This window comes from Dickeya oryzae (genome assembly GCF_020406815.2).
Classification (GTDB): domain Bacteria; phylum Pseudomonadota; class Gammaproteobacteria; order Enterobacterales; family Enterobacteriaceae; genus Dickeya; species Dickeya oryzae.
This window is the reverse complement of record NZ_CP162670.1, coordinates 4,509,867-4,533,442: the sequence shown is the minus strand read 5'-3', so window position 1 is coordinate 4,533,442 and position 23,576 is coordinate 4,509,867. Positions and strand designations below refer to the sequence as shown.

The 23,576-nt window shown below is 56.3% G+C and carries 15 protein-coding genes and 1 pseudogene; 15 read left to right on the top strand and 1 reads right to left on the bottom strand.

Translation table 11 applies throughout. The features are described from left to right. Positions 1-228 precede the first annotated feature (228 nt). The 7 genes and pseudogenes from LF929_RS19995 (at position 229) to LF929_RS19965 (ending at position 6,759) form a co-directional block, all read left to right on the top strand. Positions 229-1,488, top strand: a complete 1,260-nt coding sequence (locus tag LF929_RS19995) for a phage tail protein (RefSeq protein ID WP_210173996.1) — start codon at positions 229-231, stop codon at positions 1,486-1,488. An 8-nt stretch (positions 1,489-1,496) separates the two neighbouring features. Then, a complete protein-coding gene (locus LF929_RS19990; RefSeq protein ID WP_210173997.1) occupies positions 1,497-1,877 on the top strand; it encodes a tail fiber assembly protein in 381 nt (126 codons plus the stop codon). Between the two features lie 252 nt (positions 1,878-2,129). Further along, the gene (locus LF929_RS19985) at positions 2,130-3,284 is read left to right on the top strand and encodes a phage tail protein (RefSeq protein ID WP_210173998.1); all 1,155 of its coding nucleotides are present in this window, start codon (positions 2,130-2,132) and stop codon (positions 3,282-3,284) included. A gap of 254 nt (positions 3,285-3,538) precedes the next feature. Then, positions 3,539-4,534: a phage tail protein gene (locus tag LF929_RS19980; protein WP_226092880.1), complete on the top strand. Its 996-nt coding sequence runs from the start codon at positions 3,539-3,541 to the stop codon at positions 4,532-4,534. Next, the gene (locus LF929_RS19975) at positions 4,534-5,154 is read left to right on the top strand and encodes a tail fiber assembly protein (RefSeq protein WP_226092881.1); all 621 of its coding nucleotides are present in this window, start codon (positions 4,534-4,536) and stop codon (positions 5,152-5,154) included. Before LF929_RS19980 ends, LF929_RS19975 begins: the two co-directional genes overlap by 1 nt. 295 nt (positions 5,155-5,449) lie before the next feature. Beyond that, positions 5,450-6,052, top strand: a pseudogene (locus LF929_RS19970) (phage tail protein); the annotation flags it as partial. 320 nt (positions 6,053-6,372) lie between these two features. Next, positions 6,373-6,759, top strand: coding sequence for a tail fiber assembly protein (locus LF929_RS19965; RefSeq protein WP_226092882.1), 387 nt, complete (start codon positions 6,373-6,375; stop codon positions 6,757-6,759). On the opposite strand, the gene LF929_RS19960 is transcribed toward LF929_RS19965, so the two are convergent. Continuing rightward, complete coding sequence (locus LF929_RS19960) at positions 6,731-7,210, bottom strand: NUDIX hydrolase (protein ID WP_210174001.1); 480 nt, start codon at positions 7,208-7,210, stop codon at positions 6,731-6,733. The two genes, LF929_RS19965 and LF929_RS19960, sit on opposite strands and share 29 nt — an antisense overlap. A 202-nt stretch (positions 7,211-7,412) precedes the next feature. Between LF929_RS19960 and LF929_RS19955 the strand changes: the two genes are divergently transcribed. From LF929_RS19955 to LF929_RS19920, 8 genes are all read left to right on the top strand, one after another. Next, entirely contained in the window at positions 7,413-7,883 is a 471-nt protein-coding gene (locus LF929_RS19955) for a 2TM domain-containing protein (protein ID WP_038905986.1), read from the top strand. A 193-nt stretch (positions 7,884-8,076) separates the two neighbouring features. Further along, complete coding sequence (gene fieF, locus LF929_RS19950) at positions 8,077-8,979, top strand: CDF family cation-efflux transporter FieF (protein ID WP_038909290.1); 903 nt, start codon at positions 8,077-8,079, stop codon at positions 8,977-8,979. A 198-nt stretch (positions 8,980-9,177) separates the two neighbouring features. Then, entirely contained in the window at positions 9,178-10,140 is a 963-nt protein-coding gene (pfkA, locus tag LF929_RS19945; protein WP_016942828.1) for a 6-phosphofructokinase, read from the top strand. A gap of 295 nt (positions 10,141-10,435) precedes the next feature. Continuing rightward, positions 10,436-11,320 (top strand): N-carbamoylputrescine amidase, encoded by an 885-nt coding sequence (gene aguB / locus LF929_RS19940; RefSeq protein ID WP_016942829.1) that lies wholly within the window; start codon positions 10,436-10,438, stop codon positions 11,318-11,320. A 3-nt stretch (positions 11,321-11,323) separates the two neighbouring features. Then, the gene (aguA, locus tag LF929_RS19935) at positions 11,324-12,421 is read left to right on the top strand and encodes an agmatine deiminase (protein WP_226092883.1); all 1,098 of its coding nucleotides are present in this window, start codon (positions 11,324-11,326) and stop codon (positions 12,419-12,421) included. Between the two features lie 193 nt (positions 12,422-12,614). Beyond that, on the top strand, positions 12,615-14,345 hold the full coding sequence (locus LF929_RS19930; protein WP_226093026.1) for a ShlB/FhaC/HecB family hemolysin secretion/activation protein: 1,731 nt from the start codon (positions 12,615-12,617) through the stop codon (positions 14,343-14,345). Positions 14,346-14,357: 12 nt separating this feature from the next. Next, positions 14,358-14,894 carry a toxin-activating lysine-acyltransferase gene (locus tag LF929_RS19925; RefSeq protein ID WP_038909286.1) on the top strand — a complete coding sequence of 179 codons (537 nt, stop codon included), beginning with the start codon at positions 14,358-14,360 and terminating at the stop codon, positions 14,892-14,894. Between the two features lie 12 nt (positions 14,895-14,906). After that, positions 14,907-23,576, top strand: coding sequence for a hemagglutinin repeat-containing protein (locus tag LF929_RS19920; RefSeq protein WP_368678954.1), 8,670 nt, complete (start codon positions 14,907-14,909; stop codon positions 23,574-23,576).

Genomic DNA, 23,576 nt, shown 5'->3' with positions numbered 1-23,576 from the left:
AATTTTTACTCTTTTCTATTTTCCCGCCTTAATGGCGGGTTTATTTTTATCTGCATTGTTGTGCCATAGCCGATACAACGCCTGTCAGACGATTTACCCCCTATCTCTTTGCATAATGTTGTCAGAGGCAACAACAACACGGAATGGCTTGCAAACACAGATAGCGATTTCCGCTGTGATGATTGCGATATCAGATAACGATTTAAGACGATGCAAAAGGAAAATGGTATGGCAGTGAAATACATGACATTACTCACCCAGGTGGGAGCGGCGAAACTGGCGAATGCCACGGCATTAGGAAAAATGCTGAATATTACCCATATGGGGGTGGGGGATGGTGGTGGTAACCCGGCAACGCCTTACCCGACACAGATGGCATTAATTAATGAAAAACGCCGGGCGGTATTGAATGCGTTGAGAGTGGATCCCAATAACCCAAACCAAATTATTGCCGAACAGATAATTCCAGAGAATGAAGGTGGGTTTTGGCTGCGTGAAATCGGGTTATACGATGCGGATGGGGATTTGATCGCAGTCGCCAACTGCCCGGACACCTATAAACCGCAGTTGCAGGAAGGCTCTGGTCGCGTGCAAACCGTGCGTATGATTCTGGTGGTCAGTAACACCAGTGCGGTCACCCTGAAAGTAGACCCGTCGGTGGTGCTGGCAACCCGCCAGTCGGTTGATGACAAGGCAATTGAGGTGAAGGCCTACGCCGATGATCTGATGGCGAAACACCTCACCAACGTGAATCCACACAAGCAGTATGCGCCGATTGAAAGCCCGGTATTTACCGGTAATCCCACGGCACCAACACCACCGCTATTTGATGCCGATAGCAGTATTGCGACTACGGCATTTGTTCAAAGAGCCTTGGGTAATATGAGGTCGGTGTTGGGTGTCAAAGAAAGCCAGGTGTTAACCGGTGATGCGTTTGGCTACTTTATCGAGGCTCAAATAGCAGGGATTACAATTACATTACCGGATGCCTCCCTTTGTCCTGGTGGGGTTATTGAGTTTAATAATCTCTCCAATGGAGCTGTGACGATTTCTGGTGCAGGGGTGAATATTCTGGGGCCCAATAACCCGTCTGGCTCAAATACGATGACGGTTAAAAGTGGGACGAATATAAAATTCCTTTCCACAGGGCCACAGTGGCGTGCGATTGGTGGCGTGGGCGCTGCTGGTGCGGGGTTGAATGGTTATCAAATTTTACCGTCCGGCATTATTATGCAATGGGGGACTGGGGCAACGTTAGGTGCCGGGGTTATCAACCAGTCATTCCCTATTGCCTATCCTAATAATATTTTCTCCGTCGTTATTACAGAAAATGATGCTGTTGGCTGGAATTATACGGGGGTGACAGTGTATGGGCAAAGTAATAGTACAAAAGAAATGCTGAAAGGCTATGGTGCCTTTGTTCGTAATGGTGGTTCCGTTGAGTTCTCTTCGGGTATTTCATATAAGTTTATTGCAATAGGGAATTGAGGTGTAATATGTTTTACTCTAAATCGTCTAATGGTTTTTATAGCCGTGAAATTCACGGTGTTAATGTCCCTGATGATGTTATTGAAATCAGTGATGATGATTATCAGGACTTATTAAGCCAACAGGTTCTTGGTAACGCTATTGTGTTTGATGAATCAACCCAAAAACCGATAGCGGTTACACCCGCATCACCATCGCAAACGCAGTTGGCGGAGTCTGCGCGGCGTCGACGAGATAGCTTGTTGGCTACCAGTGACTGGACACAAGCGCCTGATGCCCCAGTAGATCAACAGGCCTGGCGGACATATCGGGAAGCACTGCGCAAGATTCCTGAACAGGCGGGGTTTCCCGTCACTATTGAATGGCCGTTATTACCTGAAAATAAATAACCGTATTTTTCTTTTTTAGTTTTTCTCATCGTCTTTTTTAACGTTCCCCGCCTTGATGGCGGGTTTTTTTTCACCCGTGTTGTTGTGCCATGGCGGATACAACGCCAGCCAGACGATTTGCCTGCCGTCTCTTTGCATAATGTTGTCAGAGGCAACAACAAAATGAAATGGCTTGCAAAAACAGACGGCAGTCTTCGCGGTACGGATGGCGATGCCATATGACGGATTAAGCTGACCTGAAAGGAAAATGGTATGACGGTGAAATACATGACATTGCTCACCCAGGTGGGAAGGGCGAAACTGGCGAATGCCGCGGCATCTGGAAAAATGCTGAATATTACCCACATGGGGATAGGCGATGGGGGCGGTAACCCGACAACGCCAGACCCGGCACAGACGGCATTAATTAATGAAAAACGCCGGGCGGTATTGAATGCCCTGAGAGTGGACCCTAATAGCCCAAACCAGATTATTGCCGAACAGGTGATCCCGGAGAATGAGGGGGGGTTCTGGCTGCGTGAGATCGGGTTATACGATGCGGATGGGGATTTGATCGCAGTCGCCAACTGCCCGGACACCTACAAACCGCAGTTGCAGGAAGGCTCTGGTCGTGTGCAAACCGTGCGTATGATTCTGGTGGTCAGCAATGCCAGCGCTGTTACCCTGAAAGTGGACCCGTCGGTGGTGCTGGCCACCCGTCAGTCGGTTGATGACAAGGCGATTGAGGTGAAGGCTTACGCCGATGATCTGATGGCAAAACACCTCGCCAACACTAATCCACACCAGCAGTATGCGCCGATTGAAAGCCCGGCATTGACGGGGATTCCCACCGCGCCGACAGCCGTTGCAGGAACGACCACAACACAATTGGCAACGACGGCATTTGTGGCAGGGGCGGTGAATACACTGTCAGATAAAACCGATAACAACATCAAACTAAAACTGGATATTAATGACATCGTGGGTATTCCACTGCCCTGGCCGCAGGCTAACGTGCCTTCGGGTTGGCTCAAATGCAACGGTCAGGCGTTTGATAGAAACCTGTATCCACGGCTGGCACAGGTCTACCCATCGGGAGTATTACCGGATTTGCGTGGTGAGTTTATTCGCGGCTGGGATGATGGACGCGGGGTGGATGCGGGACGACCCCTTTTATCTGCACAAACAGGTTCGCTGATCGTTGGTGATATTGGTAATAATATTAATATGGCGACCATCAATTTCGATTATCACTCTGAAAATAGAGGGAAATTAGGGTGGGATATTGTCGGACTGGATGCAAACAATTATCCAGATCTGAGGGTGAACGTTGTTGGTGGTGCATTAACCGCGACAAGTCCGTACGCATATTGTGGTGTTTCTCGTCCCCGGAATATCGCTTTTAGTTATATCGTGAGGGCGGCGTAATATTCCATGGGACGGTTTTCCCGACCGATTTTTTCTTTATTTAATATGTTTGATTTTAGTTTTTTATTTATGGATATATGGCACTAAATTTATCACCGCTGTTGTGTCATAGCAGAAACAACGCTATCAACAGGTAATTATTTTAGTATCTTTGCATAATGGTTGTGAGAACGCAGAACGAACATTCGACTCTGGTATTACGGCAATATTTTTGCCGCCGACTCTATTTTAAATTAATGCAGATGAGATAAACGATGGGAACCAAATATTTTACGATTCTCACCCATATCGGTGAGGCGAAATTAGCGCAGGCAATCTCAACCGGAAAACCGCTGGAAATCACCCAGATGGGGGTGGGGGATGGCGGTGGTGTATTACAGGCACCGGACCCGACGCAGACATCACTGGTGAATGAAAAACGCCGGGCGGCGATTAATTCCCTGAGTGTGGACCCGGATAACCCCGGTCAGGTTATTGCCGAGCAGGTAATCCCTGAAAATGAAGGGGGGTTCTGGCTGCGTGAAGTAGGGCTTTATGATGCGGCCGGTAATCTGATTGCGGTGGCGAACTGCCCGGAAACCTATAAACCGGAGCTGAAGGAAGGGTCGGGCCGAATTCAGACCGTGCGCATGATTCTGATCGTCAGCCGTACTGATGCCATCACCCTAAAATTTGACCCGACGGTGGCGCTGGCGACACGGCGTTATGCCGACACACTGCTGGCGGGGCATCTTGCTGAGCCTAACCCGCATTCACAGTACCTGCTGATCAGTGAGTTTGTGGGGATCCCACAACCTTGGCCGCAGGCGACCGCCCCGGCAGGCTGGCTGAAATGTAACGGTCAGTCGTTTGATAAAAGCGTTTATCCCCGGCTGGCGCAGGTTTACCCGTCTGGCGTGTTGCCGGATTTGCGCGGCGAATTTATTCGTGGCTGGGATGATGGGAGAGGGGTGGATGCGGGGCGCTATATTATGTCGGGCCAGTCTGACGCAATTAGGAACCTTAAAGGTAAGTTCTCGATCCTCGCTAACGGAGCAACCGCCCCCATAAAGCTGATGACTCCAAACTTCACTGAGGGCGTCTTTTTTGTTGATGGCGATCGCGGTGTTACTAACCAGGACGGATATGTTATCAACTCGAATGCTAACTATGCAGGAAATTTTGCTTTTGATGCTTCTCGTGTCGTCCCTACAGCAAATGAAAACCGTCCTCGCAACATCGCCTTTAACTACATCGTGAGGGCGGCGTAATGACGATATCGACGCAGGACGTGCGCGCAGTGCTGGCGGCAGAGGGGCTGGCCACTCAGGCAGGCTGGTTGCGGGTGTACCACGTGGATGTGCTCACCCGTGAGTATGATGGTTACAGTGACGAATACCTGATGGTCGGTACCGGGATTCCTGCCCATAGCTACGCCGATGAGCCGCCGCAGCCAGCGGTGGAAGGGCAGGCGCTACGGCGTTCATCTGACGGCCTGCAGTGGGAATGGGTGCCTGATTTACGTGGGCAGACCGCTTACGACACGCAGACCCGTCAGCCACAGGTGGTGAGTGAGCTGGGTGCGTTGCCCGCAAACCTCACCCTGCTGCCGCCTGCCAGTGCCTTTGACCGTTGGGAGGGGGCGCAATGGGTAACGGATACGGCGGCCTATCAGGCAAGCCTGGCGCAATCAGCCCGACAGGAGTATGACGCCCGTCGCCAGATAGCACATGACCGCATTCGCGAGCTGACCTATGCGCAGGAACTGGACATCGCCACCGAGCAGGAAACCGAGGCGCTTAAGAGCTGGAAAATCTATCTGGTGCAGTTAAGTCGCGTCGATTTGAGTCATACACCGGACATCGACTGGCCGACCCCACCATCACACTGATGAGACGCTACACCCGTTCGGAATAACGCGGCGTTGTTATTCCGAACGGGTTGTTTTTGCTACCCCATTCCAATGCGTTATCCCTCCTGGGCCTTATCGCTTGTTCCTGTTACCAACCCTGTAGTGATGAGGGTGTTGTGCCATCGCTGCCACATCCGTATGAACGGGTGATTTAACGGGCCATCAGCATAATGGTTGTCAGACGGCAGACAGGACAGTGCACGCTTGCCGTGTGCTGATTCTCCCCGACAACTGCCTGACCTTTTCCTTTACATTCATGCTGATGAGAGAAACGATGGGAACGAAATACTTTACCTTGCTCACCCAGGTGGGTGAGAAAAAGCTGGCGGCGGCGATAGCCGCAGGAAAAGCGCTGGAGCTGGCCCAAATAGGTGTGGGGGATGGCAATGGCATACTCCCCACCCCCGATCCGCTGCAAACCAAATTGGTCAATGAAAAGCGACGTGGGGTAATCAACTCGCTAACGGTTGACCCGGACAACACCAATCAGATGATTGCCGAGCAAGTGATCCCGGAAAATGAAGGGGGATTCTGGCTGCGTGAGATCGGGTTGTACGATGTGGATGGTGACTTGATTGCGCTCGGTAACTGCCCGGAAACCTATAAACCGGAACTGAAGGAAGGATCGGGCCGGGTGCAGACGGTGCGCATGATCCTGATTGTCAGCCGTACCGATGCAATATCGCTGAAATTTGACCCGACGGTGGCACTGGCGACACGGCGCTATGCCGATACCTTGCTGGCTGATCATGTCGCTGCCGTTAACCCGCATAAGCAGTATGCCCCGATTGAAAGCCCGGTATTTACCGGTACTCCTGCGGCACCGACCGCCGTAGCAGGAACGAGTACGACACAACTGGCAACAACCGCCTTTGTAGTAAATGAAATCAATAGTGAATTTACGGAATACCATCTCGACGGTGTATTTTCAGCCATCGATATTGCTAAAAAACGACGGATTATGCAAGGAAAGGGCTCCGGAGTATTTTCTAATGGTACTGTGATATTCACGTTACCATTAGCATTCAGCGATGCCTATTTTTCATTTATTGCTATTGATGTGGGGAATGGCGCAATTAGTTTTGCGGCAACACCAGCCGGTGCAGGAACCGTAACTATTTATGCGCGACATGTGGTTAATGGTGCACTGATTAATGGGACATTTGATTTTAAATATATTGCAATGGGGGGAATCTAATGTTTTATGCAACTGATACGGGTTTTACACTTGAATGTATTTCAAATAAGCAAGTACCTGTGACTGATGAGGTATGGTCTGAATTAATTCAGGGGCAAGCATCAGGGATGGTAATTACAACCGACCATAATGGTTACCCTGTATTAATAAATGCTCCCCAACTGACATCCTCGCAAGCAGTTGCGAATGCCCAAGCAATGAAGAGCAAACTACTTTCTGATGCTGCATTAGTAATTGCACCCTTTCAGGATGCTGTTGATCTTGGTATGGCAACAGACCGTGAAGTTACGCTATTAGCTGAGTGGCGGAATTATCGTGTGCTTTTAAATAGAGTTGACACATCCACCGCACCCGATATCACCTGGCCTGCTCCTCCTGCGGCGTAACCAGACTAGCTCTGCCCGGCCACAGCATTTCAACTAGCTGTTCCGGGTAGACCTTATCTTGTGTGGCGAGGAGTTCATCGCGGCTCCACCAGTGATGGTCTCGCATCACTTCCTGTTCATGCGCCGTCCAGTTGCCAGTGTGGAGAGTACTGTCGGTGATAGGGATGACAAAAAACCGTTCATCGGCAAGCACGGTGTTTCCGTCAGGCATCGCCATGGTAAAGGTACGCGTAGCGATACACGGGCCGGGCACCTGACGACGGATACCGGTCTCTTCCCACAGCTCTCGTACCGCCGCCTGCTCAAACGTTTCTCCGTTTTCTACCGCCCCGCCAGGTGTTGCCCAATAACGCTGTCCGGCAAGGGCATCCTGAGTATGATGGAACAGGAATAGCAATACCCGTTGTTCAGGGTTGAGAATCAGCAGGCGTGAAGCTGGTCGCCGTTTCATACGATTTCCCGATGTCTATCTGGTCGTCGCTATTCTCCCCATCACCAGACGTGATGTCCATGCCTGCTGCGAAAAAGCGAGCCATGGCGCGGCTTGCGTGACGTGTCAGGTGGCTGTCGGGTTGGTGTCAGGTTACTGTCGTGGTGTTTTTCACGGTGCTAACGCAGGCTTGCATCGGGTTTTCATTCAACAGGAGTGCATCATGAACACGATCAAATCACAGCGCCTTGCCCGAGCCTGGTCTCAGGAACAACTGGCCGAACTGTCGGCGTTGAGCGTCAGAACCATTCAGCGGATTGAAAACGGAGAACGTGCCAGTCTGGAAACGCTCAGCGCTATTGCCGCGGCGTTTGGCGTCAATGTGACGACGTTGATGCCAGAAGACAGCGAGCAGGCGGCGAGTGGCGACTCGCTGGCGTTACGCATTTCGCAGGCCAGAACACAGGTTGAGCAGGAAAGCCGTTTCTGGCGCAGTCTGTTGCTGTTTGTGCCGGTGAACATCGTGCTGGTGGTCATCAATTTGTGGGTTAACCCGCAAACGTATTGGTTTATCTGGCCGCTGCTGGCATGGGGCGGCGCGTTGCTGGTTCGGTCGGCACGGATTTTCTGGCTGCGAGATCGCTGGTCACGCTGGGAACAGGAACGGTTGCAGAAAATTCTGCGTAAGCCCTGAGCCAGCGAAGGCCATGACGGCACGGAGAGCCACCGCAGGCAGGTTATCCGTGCGTCGCCATGACGCGCTGTATATATCGATGGGTTGGCCGTCGCCGGAAAAGCGCGGGTGACCCCAATCCTGACATAAAGTGTCACGGTTTTTCCCTGCTGGAATTCGGTATACTGGCTCCCTCGCTTGAATGGAATAGTGTATGAATTCTCATTACGCACGTCTGGTGACGACCGCGGCTTTTTTGGCTACCGGTATGGCGTTATCGCTGTTTGGCATGAAGGTGTACGCCTGGTGGTACACCGGTTCGGTCAGCTTGCTGGCATCACTGGTGGATTCGCTGGTGGATATCGCGGCGTCGCTGGTTAACCTGCTAGTCGTTCGCTATTCGTTGCAACCTGCTGATATTGAACATACGTTCGGGCATGGCAAAGCCGAGTCGCTGGCCGCATTGGCGCAGAGCATGTTCATTGCCGGTTCGGCGCTGTTTCTGTTATTGACGGGCGCTCAGCATCTGATGAACCCACAGCCGCTACAAGGGGCTGAACTGGGTATGTGGGTGACCGTGATTGCGCTGGTGGCGACGGGCTTTCTGGTGAGCTTCCAGCGTTGGGTTATCCGCAGAACACATAGTCAGGCGGTGCGAGCAGACATGCTGCATTACCAGTCTGATGTCCTGATGAATGGCGCCATTTTGCTGTCGTTGGTACTAAGCTGGAAAGGTATCAACTGGGCCGACGCGGTCTTCGCGTTGGGGATTGGTATCTATATTTTGAGCAGTGCGCTGCGCATGGCCTACGAGGCGATTCAGGTACTGCTGGACAGAGCCCTGCCCGATGACGAGCGACAGGAAATCGTCAATATCGTGTCTTCATGGCCGGGGGTAAGTGGCGCGCATCAGTTGCGCACCCGCCGTTCTGGCCCGACTCGCTTTATCCAGTTGCATCTGGAAATGGCGGACAACCTGCCGCTGGTGGAGTCACACCAGATTGCGGACGAACTGGAGCAGGCATTGCTCAAACGTTTCCCCGGTTCAGACGTTATCATTCATCAGGATCCTGTCTCGGTGGTGCCGCAGGAGCAGCGTGGGCGCTGGGAACTGTAACGGGTCGGGTTTTATCCGGGCCATGATGTGTTGTAAAAATGTGATCTACGATAGATTTTTCGTGGACGAAGAGACTGACCTGAATCAATTCAGCTGGGTGTATTTGTTATACTATGTTGATAAAACGGTTAGGCTTTGTCTTGTGAGCCTTGAGATAGAAGAATCTGCGAATTTACATCTACAAATCCAGAGGTTGTCATGATTAAAAAAATCGGAGTACTGACGAGCGGTGGCGATGCGCCGGGGATGAATGCGGCCATTCGTGGTGTGGTGCGTGCCGCGTTAGCGGAAAACCTGGAAGTATACGGTATTTATGACGGCTATCTGGGCTTGTATGAAGATCGCATGGCACAGTTGGACCGCTATAGCGTGTCTGACGTGATCAACCGTGGCGGCACGTTCCTCGGGTCTGCCCGTTTCCCGGCGTTCCGTGAGGAAGCGGTACGTCAGGTGTGCGTGGAAAACATGAGAAAGCATGATCTGGACGCGCTGGTGGTGATCGGGGGTGACGGTTCCTACATGGGGGCTAAGCGCTTGACCGAGATGGGCTTCCCCTGCATCGGCCTGCCGGGCACCATCGACAATGACGTGGCCGGTACCGACTACACCATCGGTTATTTCACCGCGCTGGAAACCGTGGTGGAAGCGATTGACCGCCTGCGTGATACCTCGTCTTCCCACCAGCGTATTTCCATCGTGGAAGTGATGGGACGCCACTGTGGCGACCTGACGCTGGCCGCAGCGATTGCCGGTGGCTGTGAATTCATCGTGCTGCCGGAAGTTGACTTCAAAAAAGAAGACCTGGTGGAAGAGATTAAAGCCGGTATCGCCAAAGGGAAGAAACACGCCATCGTCGCGATTACCGAACTGGTGTGTGATGTGGATGAACTGGCACACTATATTGAAACAGAAACCGGACGCGAAACCCGCGCCACGGTGTTGGGCCACATCCAGCGTGGTGGTTCACCGGTAGCGTATGACCGCATCCTGGCTTCCCGCATGGGGGCCTACTCTATTGAACTGTTGCAGCAAGGCTATGGCGGCCGTTGCGTCGGGATCCAGAATGAAAAACTGGTCCATCATGATATTATCGACGCCATCGAGAACATGAAGCGCCCGTTCAAAGGCGACTGGCTGAATACCGCCAAGAAGCTGTTCTGATGTGCACCCGGCGTGGCCGGGTTGAGCAAGCAAATCCCGCTCTTTTGGGCGGGATTTCTTATTGGGAAACGGAAAACGGCGACGGCCCGATGAACGAGGTGTATGCCAGCGGTGGGTAACGCAGACATGCAGGTGCATCCTCACCGTCATGATTCGCTGGCATAATGCCGATGCCCTGCGGCGTTCACCGGGCGTCGGGTGAGTTGTTGATCTACACTTTTACCCGTCTCATGCTGTTCCCACGCGCTGGTGGCGCAGGCATGAGCACCCATACAGAAATTATTGAGGTTTTCGCATGACAAAAGTTACCGTTGCCGCCACGCAGATGGCCTGCACCTGGGATTTGCCAAAAAATATCGCAAACGCCGAAAGGCTGGTGCGTCAGGCTCATGCGCAGGGAGCGCAAATCATTCTGATTCAGGAACTGTTTGCCGCGCCTTATTTCTGCATCGACCAGAGTCCGGAGCATTACGCGCTGGCGCAAGAATTGGAAACCAGCCCGCTTATCAAACACTTTTCCGCGCTGGCGGCCGAGCTGGAAGTGGTGCTGCCGCTGAGTTTCTTCGAGCGCGCCAATAACGCCTACTACAACTCGCTGGTCATGATTGACGCTGACGGTAGCGTACTGGACGTGTATCGCAAAACCCATATTCCTAACGGCCCGGCCTATCAGGAAAAACAGTTCTTCATTCCGGGCGACACCGGGTTCAAAGTGTGGCAAACCCGCTACGCCAAAGTGGGCGTCGGTATCTGCTGGGATCAGTGGTTCCCGGAAACGGCCCGCTGCCTGGCACTCAAAGGGGCCGAGCTGATTTTCTACCCGACCGCCATCGGTTCTGAACCGGCGTATCCGGATATCGACAGCCAGCCGCACTGGACCCGCGTACAGCAGGGCCATGCTGCCGCCAACCTGATCCCGGTGATCGCGTCCAACCGTATCGGTACCGAAGCCAGTAAATACCTCGACGGTCTGGAAATGACGTTCTATGGCTCGTCGTTCATTGCCGATCAAACCGGTGCGCTGGTCGCGCAGGCCAACAAGACCGACGAAACAGTGCTGGTGCATGAGTTCGATTTGGAAGCGATTGCTGCGCAGCGCGCTGCCTGGGGCTTGTTCCGTGACCGCCGTCCGGACATGTACGGTGTCATCGGCACCTCTGACGGCAAGACCTGGAGATAAGCGATGTCTGAGCTGACCACGCCGTTGCAAGACGGCTTCGCCATGCCAGCGGAATGGGCACCGCACGACGCGGTGTGGATGTTGTGGCCGTACCGCCGCGACAACTGGCGCATGCAGGGCGACGAGATTCCCGCCCAGCGGACCTTTGCTGCCGTTGCTGCGGCTATTTCGCAAACCACACCGGTTGTGATGGGCGTGCCGCGTGACCAGATGGCGCAGGCCAAAAGCGTGATGCCGACTGGCGTGACGCTGGTGGAAATGGAAAGCGATGACGCCTGGGTACGTGACACCGGGCCTACCGTGGTGTTGAACGCGGCCGGTGAGCGTCGTGGTGTCGACTGGCAATTCAACGCCTGGGGGGGCGCACTGGGCGGCCTGTATGAAGACTGGAGCCGTGACGAGAACGTGGCGGCGCAGGTGCTGGCTTATCACGGCGATGCACGCTATGCCGCTCCGCTGATTCTGGAAGGTGGCTCTATCCACACCGATGGTGAAGGCACGTTGCTGACCACCGCCGAGTGCCTGCTAAACCCGAACCGCAATCCGCATCTGAGCAAAGCGCAGATTGAGCAGCACCTGCGGGATTATCTCGGGGTGTCGGTCTTTATCTGGCTGGATGAAGGCGTCTATAACGACGAAACCGACGGCCATATCGACAACATGTGCTGTTTTATCCGCCCCGGCGAAGTGGCGCTGCACTGGACGGACGATGAAACCGACCCGCAGTATGCCCGCTCTCAGGCGGCGTATCAGGTGCTGTCCCAGACGAAGGATGCTCAGGGCCGGTCGCTAAAAATTTGGAAACTACCGGCACCCGGCCCGCTGTACGCGACCCCGGAAGAAGCGGCGGGCGTGACCGAGGGTAACGCTATCGAGCGTAACGCCGGGTCACGGCTGGCAGGGTCGTACGTCAATTTCCTGATCAGCAACAAGCAGGTGATTTATCCGCTGCTGGATGAACGTACTGACGGCGAGGCACATGCGCTGTTGCAACAGATGTTCCCCGACTACCTGATAAGTGGTGTTCCGGCGCGCGAGATCCTGCTGGGTGGCGGCAATATCCACTGTATTACTCAGCAGATCCCGGCGGTACGCCGCTAGTCCTGCTGCGGCCCCCCTTCACGGGGGGCCTGACTCTTCCGCGTTCTTTCTTAAAATATTCTTAATGCTAATCAATAGCTGCTTATAAAAAATCCAACTAAGCAACCGGTTTTGTTCTCTTAGCCGTTTCTGTAAACTCCGCATCGTAAATTATTGTATGTTTCTTTACAGTTTTTTGACGAAACGGATAGCTATGCTCATTGAACTTCAGGGAAGAAGGCGCAATCACGCCTGTTTTAAGCAATTCCTCTTATTTCTTAAATTTTACTTTTTATTTTCAGTTTCTTATTGTTTCTCGGCGTCTGCTGCGGAACCCGGCACCCCGCTGGAACAGCAATCCATTAGCCAGCAAGAACGGTTGCGTGCTCAGGAGAAAAAGCTGGCACCGGTAACACCGGATGTCCGGTTTCAGACCTCGCTGGAAGAGGTATCTGGCGACGGGTTTCCCATTGAGCAGCCCTGCTTTGATATTGACCGGGTTGAACTGGATGGGCTGGCTTCTTTTCCATCCTGGCTACCGCTACAGCGTCTGGCAGACAAAGGCCGTGGGCAGTGCCTTGGGGTCAAGGGCATCAACCTGCTGATGAGCCGGTTACAGAACCGGCTGGTTGAGTATGGCTATGTGACATCGCGTGTACTGGCACCCGCGCAGGATCTCAAAAGCGGTACCCTCAAACTGGCATTGGTGGCGGGGACGATTCGCCACGTGGTACTGACGCCGGGGAGCGATAGTTATGTGCAGCTCTATAGCGCACTGCCCGCGCACGAAGGTAACCTGCTGAATCTGCGAGATATCGAGCAAGGGCTGGAAAATATGCAGCGCTTGCCGACGGTAAAAGCCGACATGCAGATTGTCCCCGGTGAGCAGCCGGGTGAGAGTGATGTCGATATCAGTTGGAAACAGTCCCGCCACTGGCGTGTGGCGACCTCGCTGGATGACTCGGGTACGCGCAGTACCGGCCGTTATCAGGGCGGGATGACGCTGTTTCTGGATAACCCGCTATCGCTCAGTGACATGTTCTATGTGTCTGCAACCCACGATCTGCAATGGCGTAGCGCCCAATCCAGCCAAAACTATACCGCGCACTATTCGGTGCCGTGGGGCTATTGGCTGGCGGGTATTACCACCAGCGGGTACGACTACCACCAGACGATCGCCGGTATCAATCAGGAATATAAATACAGCGGTCGCAGCCAGAATCTTAACGCCAGCCTGCGGCGGGTTATTCATCGCAATGCCACGCAGAAAACATCGGTCAGCTACGAGTTGCTCACCCGCCAGACACGAAATTACATCAACGACACCGAAGTGGAAGTGCAGCGGCGTAACAGTGCCGCCTGGCGTCTTGGTTTACAGCATCGTCACTATGTCGGGCAATCCACGCTGGATATGGCGGTCAGTTACCAGCGCGGCACCCGCTGGTTCGGCGCATTACCGGCACCGGAAGAAGCGTTTGATGAAGGCACCGAGTTGTCGAAGATTGTGCAGTGGACAACGCAACTGGAGGTGCCTTTCCATCTGTTGGCGCAACCTTTCACCTATAACCTGCAATATCAGCAACAGCACAGTCTGACCCGGCTGACACCCCAGGAGCAATTTGCCATCGGCAACCGCTGGACGGTGCGGGGATTTGACGGCGAGCGTACCCTGAATGCCGATGATGGCTGGCTGGTTCGCAATGAACTGGTGTGGACGACACCGTTGCCGGGGCAGTCACTCTATCTCGGCGTGGATTATGGCGCAGTGGATGGCGGCGGCAGCGATACCTTGCTGGGACGCCACCTGGCCGGTGGCGTGCTGGGCTGGCGCGGCGCGGTTAAGAGCATTAACTATGACCTGTTCGCCGGTATTCCGCTCTCTAAACCCGATGGATTCAACACCAGCCCGGTAACAGTAGGATTTACCCTCAACTGGCAGTATTAGGACGTAGCAAGGATGCAGATTGACCATTTTGACGTTCAGTCGCCAGCGTTGATTGGCGGCGAAAGCAGCGAAGCGGAAATACTGGGGGCCGCCGTGTGGCTCTGGATGCATTCGCCGCTGCACCGTGACGCGCCCTTACAGGCGTTATCGACATTACTGCTGCCGATTATCAAGCACCAGCAATACGTGGTGGTCAGCCAGCAGCAACAGCCGATTTTTTTCATGAGTTGGGCATGGCTGGATGCCGAAGCCGAACGGCGTTACCTCACCCAACCTTCTATTCTGATGCCGCAGGACGACTGGGCCTGTGGCGATCGCATGTGGATTATCGATTGGATCGCGCCCTTTGGCCATTCTCGCGCCATGCGCCATCTGGTCTGCCGCACCTTATTGCCGGATTACTGCTTCCGCTCGCTTGACCATCAGGGTGCCAGACGTGGCAAACGCGTCTTCGTGCACCATGGCGATCAGGTATCACGTCAGTCACGCGATCACTGGCTGCAACAACACCCTTTAGCTGAACCGCTTCCCGAGATTTGCATTCGATAAGGATATCTTGCTGTGAACAAATTGCTCTACCGGATCATTTTCAACAAAAGCCGCGGCATGTTGATGGTTGTGGCGGATATTGCCCGAGCAGGACAAGGTGGCGGTGGCCGTTCCTCACGACCCGGTACCCTTTTGCCACATCAGTGGGCCCGTCTTTCTCCGTTGGGTTTTGCACTGCTAACCGCGCTTGGTTGTGTGTCCGTGGTGGCACCCGCTCAGGCGGGAATAGTGGCGGATGCGGGGGCACCCGCTAACCAGCAACCGGTGATCGTCAACACCGCCAACGGGGTGCCGCAGGTTAATATCCAGACGCCCAGCGCAGGCGGCGTATCCCGCAATACCTACAGTCAGTTTGATGTGGATGGCAAAGGTGCCATCCTCAATAACTCGCGCGAGCGTATCCAGACGCAGCAGGGCGGCTGGGTTGAACGTAACCCCTATCTGGCGCAGGGTGAGGCCAAAGTCATCCTCAATGAGGTGAATTCCAGCAACCCCAGCCGCCTGGGTGGGTATGTGGAGGTGGCGGGCACCCGGGCGCAGGTGATTATCGCGAACCCGGCGGGCATCACCTGTGATGGCTGCGGTTTTATTAATGCCAATCGGGCGACGCTCACCACCGGCCGGGCGCAGATGCAGGACGGCAATCTGACCGGTTATGACGTGCGACAAGGTGAAATCATTATTCAAGGCGGTGGGCTGGACAGCCGTAACCAGGATTACACCGATATCATCGCCCGTTCCGTGAAAGTGAACGCCGGTATCTGGGCTAACGATTTGCGGGTCACCGCCGGTAGCAATCAGGTCAGCGCCGCCCATGACAACATTCAGGCGACCCGTGACGGCAGCGCCTCGCCTCAACTGGCGCTGGATGCCTCGCAACTGGGCGGGATGTACGCCGGGAAAATCCGCCTGATTGGCACCGAGAAAGGGGTTGGCGTGAGAAACGCCGGGAATATCGGTGCCTCGGCAGGCAGTGTGACGCTGACGGCTGACGGGCGTATCGAAAATAGCGGCACAATCAACGCCAGTCAGGATATTCAACTGACCTCGACTCAGGATGTGAGCAATCAGGGCAAGGTATACGCCAGCGGCGAAACGTCCGTCACGGCAGGCGGCCAGCTTGGCAACAGTGGCGTTATCGCCGCCGCCAGCCACACCCGCATCAAAGGCGGTACGATAAACAATAGCCAGTCGGGGGCGATCGCCGGTGGTATGAGTGCCGACGGCACATTGTCCGGCAGCGGCACGCTAACGCTGGATGCCGATGGCAACCTGACGGGCAACGGTAAGCACCTGGCGGCGGGCCAACTGACTGTGACCGGTAGCGATGTGGATCTGGGCGGTAGCCAGACCTACGGCAAACAGGTGGCGATCACGGCCAGACAAGGCAGTGTCTCAGTCAGTGGTGCCAATATTCAGTCGGACACCCTGTTGTCGCTGAATGCGCCGGTCAGCATCAACAACGATGGCGGCACATTGCAGGCGGATACCCTGAACCTGAATACCGACCGGTTATCCAACCGCAAAGGGAACCTCATCCAAACCGGTAGCCAGAGCCTGACACTGAATCATCGCGGTGGTATCGACAACCGTGGTGGGCAGATTATCAGCAACGGGCAGGATCTGACGTTGCAAACCCAGCAGCTCAACAATCAGCAAGGCAGCATTCAGCATGTGGGCTCGGGTCATTTCATGCTGACGGCCGATCAACTGGATAACCGACAAGGAACGCTCAGCACGGTTTCCGGCGATGCCCTGATCACCAGCCAACAGCAGTTGCGCAATGACGGCGGCAAACTGGGTGCGGGTAAGCGCCTGCAGATACAGGCGAACGGCATGAGCAATGCCGCCGGTCTGGTGCGGGCGAATGTGCTGGATGTCGACTTGCAGCAAGGCGGCTTGATTAACACTCAGGGAACGTTGCTCAGCCAGGGCGCGTTCACCTTAAACAGCGGTGATGTGGATAACCGCAACGGTTTGCTGGTGAGCGGCGCGGATGCCGCGCTCACGCTGGGCGCACTGGATAATCAGGGCGGACGGATTGGCGCGACCGGCACGCTGACGATGGATACCCTGCAAGTACAGAACGATACCGGGTTGATACAAAGCGGTGGTCTGCTGTCGTTAAACACCAACGGCGAGTCGTTGAGCAACGGTGCCAGTGGCAGCCAGGGCGGCATCACCAGTCAGTCGGACATCCAACTGCGTACCGGGGTGTTCAGTAACCTCGGTGGTGCGGTGATAGCCAACCGCAACCTGACGTTAAACAGCGGTAGCCTCAATAACCAGCAGGGACAACTGGCTGCACTGGGTGCTTTGCAGGCGAGCACGGCTGATGTCAGCAATCAGGGCGGTAAAATTCAGGCGGGTACGTCGCTGAGTTGGGATACCCGCCCCTTGCACAGCGCGGCCCGGCAGTTCATGACCCTGCTGGCGGCAGCACCGGCGGCAAACAATGTCATCCTCAATGCCGGTGGGCAGATCCAGTCCGGCGGTGACCTGACGTTGGCCGGTTCATCACTCGATAACTCACAGGGCGGGTCTATCATCACCAACGGGAACCTGACGGTGACCGCGGATGGTGGCATCAGCAACCAGAGCGGTACCCTGCAGGCGGTGGGTAACCTGACGCTGGATGCGGTGCAGGCGGTTATCGATAACACCCTGGGGCTGATTCATGCCGGGCAGCAGGCCACATTGCTGGCCGGGTCCGTACTGAATCAGGGCACACGCAACCAGAATGGGATTCTGGGTAACAACGTCAGTGTGACCGCCGGTCAGTTGCAGAACGGCAACGGCGCTATCACCGCCAGCCGCGATCTGGCGCTCACCCTCAGCGGCGTGCTGGATAACAGCAACGGCATGCTATCCAGTCAGGGCAGCAGTGAGATTCAGGCCGATACCCTGCTGAACACCAATGGCGATATACAGGCGCAACAACAACTGACGCTGACGGCCAATCAGTTAAGCGGCGATGGCCGCCTGCTGTCGTTAGGCAACATGCAGGTGTCGCTCACTCAGGACTTCATCAACACCGGCAGCGTGCGCGCCAGTAATGCGCTGACCTTCCAGACCAACGGGCTGCTGCGTAATGCGGCACTGATGCAGGCCGGGTCAACGCTGCAACTGGGTGCGGCGAATCTGGAAAACCTGAATGGAGCCGAGATCAGCGCTACCACCACCCGGCTCAGTGCCGGTCAGACGCTGACCAACTACGGGTTGGTGGATGGCAGCAACACGCTGCTCACTGCTTCCACGATCAATAACCTGTCGACCGGTCGCCTCTTCGGTGATGCACTGGCGCTACAGGCCGGGACTATCAATAACCTCAACCAGAATGGTGTGGCACCGGTAATTGCCGCCCGCCAGCGGCTGGACCTCGGCATGTGGGCGCTGAATAACAACGAGCACGCCCTGATTTACAGCAGCGGGGCGATGGCGATAGGCGGCGCGCTGGATAGCCAGAATCATGCGACCGGTCAGGGCGGCGTTATCAATAACGGCAGTGCGACGATTGAAGCTGCCGGTGACATTGTGCTGAATGTCGGCACGCTCAATAACATCAATAACCATTTTGCCACCGCGATCGTGCCGGTGTCGGATGAACAGGTGCAGCTGTACCGCATGGCCGGGTCGACCACCATGTACACCCCGGATCAGATCAGTATCAGTCATGGTGAAGTCGACGGCTTGATTACGCCAGACGGCGGCAACGAAGAATTTACCCGGTATGATTTCACCCGGCATATTGAAGAGTCGCGCATTATCCAAAGTGACCCCGGCCAGATACTGTCGGGCGGCAATCTGCTGATTACCTCCGGTATGGTGCTGAACGACAAGAGCCGCATCATTGCCGGTTCAGGCCTGGGGATCAGCGCCGGACAACTGAATAACGTGGAAGTCCCCGGCGAGCGGCATATTACTGAAAACGGCACCGCCACCAGTTTCTGGCGTATTCGTCACAAAGGGCGTGACGAACAAGGGCACGATAGCGCGGCGTATACCCCGCCGGAGCAGATCCAGTCGATAACCTTGCAACCGGGGGCGATACAGTCGTTCACGGCGGCGGCCAGCAACCGTGGCTTACAGGGGCGCAGTGATAGCAGCGTGAACGGTAGCGTAGCGGGTGCAACCGGTGTGAATGCTGCCGTGTTGCAGGCGCTGCCCAATCAACCGGTGACATTGCCATCCGGCCAGGTTTTCGAAGTGACGTCGGGTACCGCACCGGAAAGTGGTAAACCCGCGGCTATCATCAGGCTGGTGGGGCCGGACATCCGGCTACCGGATAACAGCCTGTTTCATACCAACCCGGACCGTAACGCCAGTTATCTGGTGGAAACCGACCCGCGCTTCACCAACCAGAAGACCTGGCTGAGTTCAGACTACATGCTGAGTGCGCTCACCGGCGACCCGACCAGCGTTCACAAGCGTCTGGGGGATGGGTTCTACGAACAGCGACTGGTGCGTGAGCAGATAGTCTCGTTAACCGGGCAGCGTTACCTTAACGGTTACAGCAACGATGACACCCAGTTCAAGGCGCTGATGGATGCCGGTATTGCGTTTGGCAAGCAATACGGGCTAACGCCGGGCGTGGCGCTGACGGCGGAACAGATGCGGTTACTGACCAGCGACATGGTGTGGATGGTCAACCAGACGGTAACGTTGCCGGATGGCACCACCCAGACGGTGCTGGTGCCACAGGTTTACGCCCGACTGAAAGAGGGTGATCTGGACGGCAGCGGGGCGCTGCTGGCCGGGCGCACGGCGGATATTCGTGTTGACGGCGATATCAACAACAGCGGCCGTATTCAGGCGGCAGGCAACGCCACCCTGCTGGCAGAGAACCTTAACAACACCGGTGGGCTGATCCACGCCAATGATCTGGCGTTGCAGGCCCGCACCGATATTACCAGCATCGGTGGGCTGATTTCGGGCAACGACAGCCTGACGGCGCAGGCGGGACGGGATATCACCCTCACCACCACGACCCGCAGTGCCACCAGTGCCGACGGCAATTTCAGCCGTACCGCGCTGGACCGGGTGGCAGGCCTGTATGTGCAAAACGATGCCGGGAAACTGGTATTGCAGGCCGGGCGTGACGTCAACCTGACGGCGGCGCAGCTGACCAACGGCGGCGAGAACAGCACCACCACGGTGGCGGCCGGGCGGGATATCAACCTGAAGACGGTCACTACCGCCAGCCGGGATAATATCGTCTGGAACGGCGATAATCGGGTCACACAAAGCGCCAGCCATGAGCAGGGCAGCGAAGTAAACGCCAAAGGCGATATCCACATGAGCGCGGGCCGTGACCTGACGGCGACGGCCGCCTCGATGAGCGCGGGCAACGGTCTGATGCTGGCGGCGGGCAACAACCTGACTGTCCAGCAGGGAACGGATACCGCCACGCTCGATGAGCGGCACAAGACCACCGGCAGCAACGGCTTTGCCTCTAAGATAACCACGGTACGGCAGGATACGGTAGACCGGCAGACGGCGGCGGCGAGCGTGCTGAGTGGCAATACGGTGGCGCTGGCGGCAGGCCATGACCTGACGATATCGGGCAGCGATGTGGCGGGCACCGGCGATGTGAGCCTGTCAGCGGGCAATACCCTGACGGTAACGGCAGCCCAGGAGAGGGATGCACAGACGCACCTGCGTGAGGAGACACACTCCGGGCTGATGGGCAGCGGCGGTATCGGGTTTACGATAGGCAGCAACAGCCAGAAGACCACCACGGCGGAGAGCGCGCAGCAGCATCGCGGCAGTACGGTAGGCAGCAGCACGGGGTCGCTGACGCTGAACGCGGGCGGGTCGCTGGGTGTGGCAGGCAGCGAGCTGATAGCGGGTGAAGACGTGACGCTGAAAGGGCGTGACGTGAGCGTGGTGTCGCTGGAGAATCGACAGGACAGGAAGGAAACGCGTGAGCAGAAACAGAGCGGTCTGACGATTGCGCTGAGCGGTAGCGTGGGCGGTGCGCTGAACACGGCGGTGGAAACGGCGCAGTCCTCGCGTGAGACGCAGGACGGCCGGGTGAAGGCACTGCAGCAGACGAAGGCGGCGCTGAGCGTGGCACAGGGGGTGCAGGCGGCGCGGCTGGCGCAGGCGCAGTCGGAAGGGGCAGGCGGTCAACAGGGCGGCCAGACGGTGGGTGTCAGCGTGTCGTACGGCAGCCAGTCGTCGAAGTCGGTGCAGGAGCAGACGCAGACCACGGCGCAGGGCAGCAGCGTGACGGCGGGTCGCAACCTGTCGGTGACGGCGACGAACGGTGACGTCACGGTGGCGGGCAGCACCCTGAAGGCGGGTCAGGACCTGCTGCTGGATGCGTCGCGGGATATCCGGCTGCTGTCGTCGGCGAACACGCAGCACACCGAGGGGAGCAACCAGAGTCAGGGTGGCAGTATCGGGGTGAGCCTGGGGGTGAGTGCCTCGGGCAGCTTCGGGCTGAGCGTGAGTGCGAGCGTGAACGCGGCGAAGGGCAGCCAGCACGGCGACGGGGTGACACACACGGAAGCGCTGCTGGAAGCAGGACGGGCGGCGGTGCTGCACAGCGGTCGTGACACCACGCTGCAGGGCGCGCAGGTCAGTGCGGAGACGATAAAGGCGCAGGTGGGGCGTGACCTGCTGATACGCAGCGAGCAGGACAGCGACCATTACGACAGCAAACAGCAGAGCATGAGCGCCGGGGTGACGATACCGATTTACGGCGGGGGTGGCGGCGCGAGCTTCAGCTTCAGCCGTGACAGGGTGAACAGCAACTTCGAGAGTGTGCAGGCGCAGTCGGGGCTGTTTGCGGGCCGGGGCGGTTTTGACGTGACGGTGGGCAACCACACGCAACTGGACGGCGGGGCGATAGCGTCGACGGCGGAGGCGGATAAGAACCGGCTGGATACGGGGACGCTGGGGTTCAGCAATATCGACAACCACGCAGAGTACAGCGCGTCGCACAGCGGGGGCGGATTTGGCACCGGCGGCCCGATAGGGATGCAGATGCTGAGCAACCTGGGCGGGCTGGCACTGGCGGGGGCGAACCAGAGCGGCTCCTCATCAGGGACGACCTATGCGGCAGTGAGCGACGGCACGCTGATAATCCGTGACAGGGCGGGTCAGCAGCAGGACGTGAGCGGGCTGAGCCGGGATACGGCGGGGGCGAACAGCGGGGCGCTGAACCCGATATTCGACAAGGAGAAGGTCGAGAGCCGGATGCAGCAGGCGCAGCTGATGTCGGACATCGGTGCGCAGGCGCTGGATATCGCGTCGACGGAAGGGGCGATAGCGGCGACGAAGGCGGCGAACACGAAGGTGGCCGAGGCGTCGGAGGCGGTGCGCCGGGCGAAGGGCAGCGAGCTGGCGCAGGCGAGCCCGAACAAAGCGATAACGCAGGATGACATAACGCAGGCGCTGTTCCAGTCGTACTACGATGAGGCGATGCGGACATCGCCGTACGGAACGGGCGGTGCGGTACGTCAGGGCATTCAGGCGGTGACGGCGGCGCTTCAGGGCGTACTGGCGGGGAACATGGCGCAGGCGCTGACGGGGGCGGCAGCACCGTATATGGCCGAAGCCATCCACCGGGCGACGACGGATGCGGCGGGTAACACGGACGTGGCGGCGAACACGCTGGCGCACGCGTTGCTGGGTGCGGTGGTAGCGCAGGCGAGCGGGAATAACGCACTGGCGGGGGCGGCAGGTGAAGCGGGCGGTGAACTGGCGGCCCGCGCCCTGATGGAAGCGCTGTACCCGGGCAAGAAACCGTCGGAGCTGAACGAAGAGCAGAAGCAGTACATCAGTACACTGGCGACGATAGCGGGCGGTCTGGCGGCGGGCGTGGTGGGGAATACCGGCGCGGACGCGGTGCAGGGGGCGCAATCGGCGCAGGTGGCGATCGAAAATAATGCATTTGCTGAAATTGCAGAGCAACGCGTCTCCGGCGAATCGCAGGCTGACAAGTACCAGAAAGCCCTGAAACAGATAGAGGCGGCGAAGGAAGAGTTTAAGGAGAAGAACTGCGCCGGGCTGAGTGCAGAGGCTTGTTCAGCGAAGATGGATGCCCATCGTGATGAACTACTGAAAGGTTTTGCGGATGCTGGTTTAGATTTTGTGCCTGTGATTGGTACAATCAAGACGTTTGCGGAGGCACAGTCAGCACTTGATTATCTTCTCGCCGTAGCGACGATTGTTCCTGGAGAACGAATTGCTTCAGGTATCCTGAAAGCTGCTGAAAAGGCGCTGAAAAAAGGTGATATTGGTGAAGCAGCCAAGTTGCTTAACAGTGCCCGTGATGAGATAGCCGCGACTTCGCGCCCCAGTCATAGACAATCAGAAATTGATGTTGGGAAAGATCTTGGTGACGGCTGGCGCGAACAAGTCAGCTTCAAAGACGGTAAAGAAGTTCCTTACGGTACAAAAGGTGGGGTTCGCCCAGACTGGTGTCAGGGAAATGTCTGTAGTGTTGAAGTGAAAAACTATAATATCACGACTAATCAGAACGGTCTGATAAATAATGTGTCTAAACAAGCTATCCAGCGTGCCGAAAATTTACCCGCGGGAATGCAACAGCAAGTTGTTATTGATGTTCGTGGGCAAACAGTATCTCAAGCGCAAGAACGGGCAATCATTAAAGGTATAGTAGAAAAATCAAATGGAGCTATTGCTCCAACTTCTATCAGATTTAAGAGGTAG